This window comes from Agriterribacter sp., from assembly GCF_035444585.1.
Lineage (GTDB): Bacteria > Bacteroidota > Bacteroidia > Chitinophagales > Chitinophagaceae > Agriterribacter.
On the sequence record NZ_DAOMOZ010000129.1, the window covers coordinates 1 to 4,222 of the forward strand.

A 4,222-nucleotide genomic window follows, 5' to 3' on the forward strand; every position below is an offset into this window, starting at 1 on the left:
GAAGTAGATAAGCAGGTTACCAACCTGAGCAGGTTTGAGCTTTTCTTTCCCGAGCGCCGGCAGTTTTTCTTAGAGAATGGAGATTTGTTCGCCAATTTCGGGTATGCCGATATCCGGCCTTTCTTTTCAAGAAGGATAGGGCTGGGAGTACCCATCAACTTTGGTGCAAGGCTGAGCGGAAAGCTGGATAAAAATACGCGTATCGGTGTAATGGATATGCAAACCGCAAAAGTGGATGAAACCGGGTTGCCTTCGCAAAATTTTGCCGTGGTATCGCTGCAGCGAAAAGTTTTCAAACGCTCTAATATAGGGGTGTTGTATATTGATAAGGCCTCTATAAATTACCATCCCAATAGAAATAATGATAACGGCAACGGCAAGCCGGTTTATTCAACATACAACAGGAACCTTGGCATAGAATACAACCTTGCTTCCTCGAACAATGTATGGACAGGAAAGGCAATGATGCTCAAATCATTCCAGCCCGGAACGGGAAAAGACGACTGGATACAGGCAGCACATCTCCAGCACAGCAGCCGCCACTGGCTGATCATGGGCCAGTTCCAGCATGTAGGCAAAGATTATACTGCAGAAGCAGGCTATGTACCGCGCCGCGGCTATTTCAAGCTGAACCCCTCTGTTACATATTATTTTTTTCCGAAGGGCGGGAATATCTTAAGTCATGGACCCCAGTTCAACAGTAATCTTTATTTCAATAATGCTTTTGGCAAAACGGATTATTCCAATATTTTGTCTTACCTCTTTACTTTCCGTTCCAAGAGTACATTGAATATGGTTGCCCAAAATGATTATGTACAGTTGCTGAACCCGTTCGACCCGACCAACCTGGGAAAGGATTCACTGGCTGCCGGTTCAAAGCACAACTGGAATACCGTTGGTTTTGATTATGTTTCGGCGCCGCAGCACCTGCTTACCGGAAGCGCTTCTTTCAGGTACGGCGGATATTATGCCGGTGGGCACCTGCTTACTGCTGCCGGCGATATCGGTTACAGGATCCAGCCCTACGTAAATATAACGATGAGCGCCAGTTACAACCATTTGCGCCTGCCACAGCCCTGGGGCCGCCAAAATTTCCTGCTGGTTGGCCCGCGTATAGACATAACGTTTACGAATACCCTATTCCTCACCACGTATGTTCAGTACAATGAGCAGCAGGAGAACCTGAATATCAATGCAAGGTTCCAGTGGCGGTATAAACCGGCCTCAGACCTGTTCCTGGTATATACCGACAATTACTACCCCGGGCCTTTTGCTGTAAAAACAAGAGCCTTTGTGCTGAAGTTCAATTACTGGTGGAATTTGTAGGGGTAGGATATCTTTTTTTCAGTTAGATATTTTATCAAGTTCTTTCCAGTTTAATATTTTTGTTTCCTGCTGCTGGAAAGAAGCTTCGCCTGTATAAACGAGAAACGATTCCGGGGTTTGCGATGGAAGGCTATTTTACAAGTCATTATGGCTGTTAAATAATATGCTGATCCGTTTTACAACGACATGGTTTGGCGTTGTTCACGTATAATTTTGAAGAAATAATCACTTATGCTGATATCTGAAAGTTCAAACTCAAAACTTGTTGAAATTGCTTTAGAATATTATGAGGAAGCCATAGATGGTATTTTCGACGGTAATCGCTGCCATTGCATCATACACAGCAAATCCTTATTGATAAGGAATGCAGCATGTTATATTTATGTGTATCCATAGGAGGCCCGACCATTTTTTCAGTAACTTCGTTGTTCTACAAATAATTACTCTAAAACTAAATACTATGGCATTAACGATCGGGTCAAAAGCGCCGGAGTTTACATTGGTCAATACCGAAAAGAAAGAGGTTTCCCTAAAAGATTTTGCTGGTAAAACCTTAGTCATCAATTTTTTCCCTGCTGCTTTCACCGGGGTTTGCACTGCACAGATGTGCAGCAACCGCGATGATCTGGGTTATTATAATAATATAGGCGCAACAGTAGTAGGCGTATCTGTTGATATGCCTTTTACTTTAGGCGTATTTAAATCGCAGAACAACATCAATTTCGACCTGCTGTCTGACTTCAATAAAAAAATGATCCGCGACTACGATATGTACCTCGAAGATTTCACGCTTGGACTGAAGGGAGTTGCCAAAAGAGGCGTAACGGTGGTAGACGGAAGCGGTACCGTTGTGTATGCAGAGGAAACAGCCAATCCCGGTACACAGGTAAATTTTGCTGCATTGAAGGAAGCGCTCGCAAAACTGAGGTAATGAAGGACTTTCGTGTTCGTCTTTACTTTACTATTGTAAGTCAGGCGGTTTCTGTCAGTTTGTTGTTGTGAAAAAGTGAGAAGATAAGGTGAAAGAATGTTTCTCTTTTCACATTTCTTCTCTTACTGTTCACTCCCGGGATAATGTAACATTCTACTATTGACACGACGCTGCTGCCCGCCCGTGTCATCTTCTGCTTACACTCAAAACTTTCTTACCTTCGCCTATTTATTCATGACGAATATCGAAGAAAAAGAAAGGCTTTGGAATAGAAATTTTATTGTTGCCTGCCTTACTTATTTTTTGGTTGCCTGCTCCTTTAATCTTTTAATGCCAACCATTCCGCTCTTTTTGTCGGGAGAGCTGGGCGTGTCTCCGTCCAGGATCGGAGTGGTACTTTCATCTTATGTCGCCGCCCTTTTAATTATCCGCCCGTTCAGCGGATACCTGGTGGATGTATATGCAAGAAAGCCCCTCTTTGTATTGGGCGTCAGCCTTTTTGTGCTGACATTCTTCGGCTATTATTTTGCTGTTTCGGTTTTGTTTTTCATTGTCCTGCGGTTCATTCATGGATTGTTTTGGGGATTGTCTACGGTTTCAGCAAATACGGTAGCCATCGACATCATCCCCGCATCGCGGCGCGCAGAAGGAGTGGGCTACTTTGGAGTTAACATCAATATTGCTATGGCAATAGCGCCCTATATTGCCGTGAAGATCTATGATGCATATCATTTTAGTGCATTGATCTCATCCGCCCTGTTCATGGGATTCCTCTCCATTATAGCCTCTCTTTTCATCAAAGTTCCCTACAGGAAAAAGCTTGACAAAGTTCCGCCAATTTCGCTTGACCGGTTTATTCTGGTGAGCGCCATCCCCATTTTCCTGAATCAATTGCTGCTCGCTTTCGGCTGGGGTACGCTGGTGGCTTTTGCTGTTTTATATGGGAAGGGAATAGGCATCCAAAATTCAGGGATATTCTTTCTTTTTTTAGCGGGAGGGATTGTATTCTCCAGGGTTACTTCAGGTAAGCTGGTTGATCGCGGATACCTTCACCAGGTAATGGCAGCGGCTATGCTTTTGATCAGCGGGGGATATGTTGGCTTCGCGCTGGTACATGATATATATGTGTATTGTATCGCTGCTTTTTTGATCGGTACGGGATATGGAACGCTATTTCCGGCCTTGCAGACCATCTATATCAATATGGCGCCGGCTTCCAAACGCGGTACCGCCAATTCTACCTATTTAACCGGCTTCGATCTGGGCATTGGAACAGGCATGCTGGCAGGCGCCTGGTTAGCCGACATTTTTGGGTTTGCCAACATGTTCCTGATCACCGGAGGACTGAGTTTTATTGCACTCTTTATTTATTGGTTTAATTCGAGAAGAGTATATGAAAAGGGACGCCTCGTGTAGCTATAAAGCTTAACCGGAATCTTGCTGTCTGGTGGAAATTTTTTAACTGCAAAGGCCGCGAAGAGGGCACAAAGCACGCAAAGCTTTGAATAACTGATGGAGCCTCTATGAGTTAGCTGGTGACTTATTTGCAAAATATATCAAGGTTCTATAGCTGAAACCACATAGTGCCGAAGCTAAATAAAGGCATTCCGGGAAATAGCGGTAATCATTTCCCGGCGGCTTTTTGTGTTACTTTTTCCGCAAAAAAGTAACACAAAAAAAATAGTGTGTTTGTAGTTGGTGGTAATATCCCTGTTGTATCCATAAATCATCCCGCCCAGGCGCGGGACGCTGGAATTCGTGGCATAGAAAAAAATACGAGGCCGTTAAACAGCAATTCCTGATTAAAAAGAATAGCCGGCAAGATCAGAGAGCGCTATCGTAGATTGTCCGCCGGTTCCGAGCTTTTTTACAATGCAGGTACCGCTTTCCAGTTCACGGCTGCCGATCATTACAGCATAAGCGATATGTTTCCGTTCGGCATATTTAAACTGCTTGTCGAATTTC

General features: G+C 44.1%; 4 protein-coding genes. 3 read left to right on the forward strand and 1 reads right to left on the reverse strand.

Going from position 1 to position 4,222, the window contains the following annotated elements:
- The 3 genes from PLH26_RS13810 to PLH26_RS13820 all read left to right on the forward strand — a co-directional run.
- Nucleotides 1–1,326: DUF5916 domain-containing protein (locus PLH26_RS13810; protein WP_324586615.1), on the forward strand; the 1,326-nt coding region annotated here is incomplete at its 5' end.
- Between the two features lie 460 nt (nucleotides 1,327–1,786).
- Nucleotides 1,787–2,257 (forward strand): redoxin domain-containing protein, encoded by a 471-nt coding sequence (locus tag PLH26_RS13815; RefSeq protein WP_324586616.1) that lies wholly within the window; start codon nucleotides 1,787–1,789, stop codon nucleotides 2,255–2,257.
- Nucleotides 2,258–2,491: 234 nt separating this feature from the next.
- Entirely contained in the window at nucleotides 2,492–3,673 is a 1,182-nt protein-coding gene (locus PLH26_RS13820; protein WP_324586617.1) for an MFS transporter, read from the forward strand.
- A 386-nt stretch (nucleotides 3,674–4,059) separates the two neighbouring features.
- On the opposite strand, the gene PLH26_RS13825 is transcribed toward PLH26_RS13820, so the two are convergent.
- A partial coding sequence (locus PLH26_RS13825; protein WP_324586627.1) for a His/Gly/Thr/Pro-type tRNA ligase C-terminal domain-containing protein occupies nucleotides 4,060–4,222 on the reverse strand: 163 nt, incomplete at its 5' end.

Bases quoted from the DNA above. Each gene is read 5' to 3' on its own strand.
- PLH26_RS13815 (WP_324586616.1), top strand. From the start codon at position 1,787: ATGGCATTAACGATCGGGTCAAAAGCGCCGGAGTTTACATTGGTCAAT.
- PLH26_RS13820 (WP_324586617.1), top strand. From the start codon at position 2,492: ATGACGAATATCGAAGAAAAAGAAAGGCTTTGGAATAGAAATTTTATT.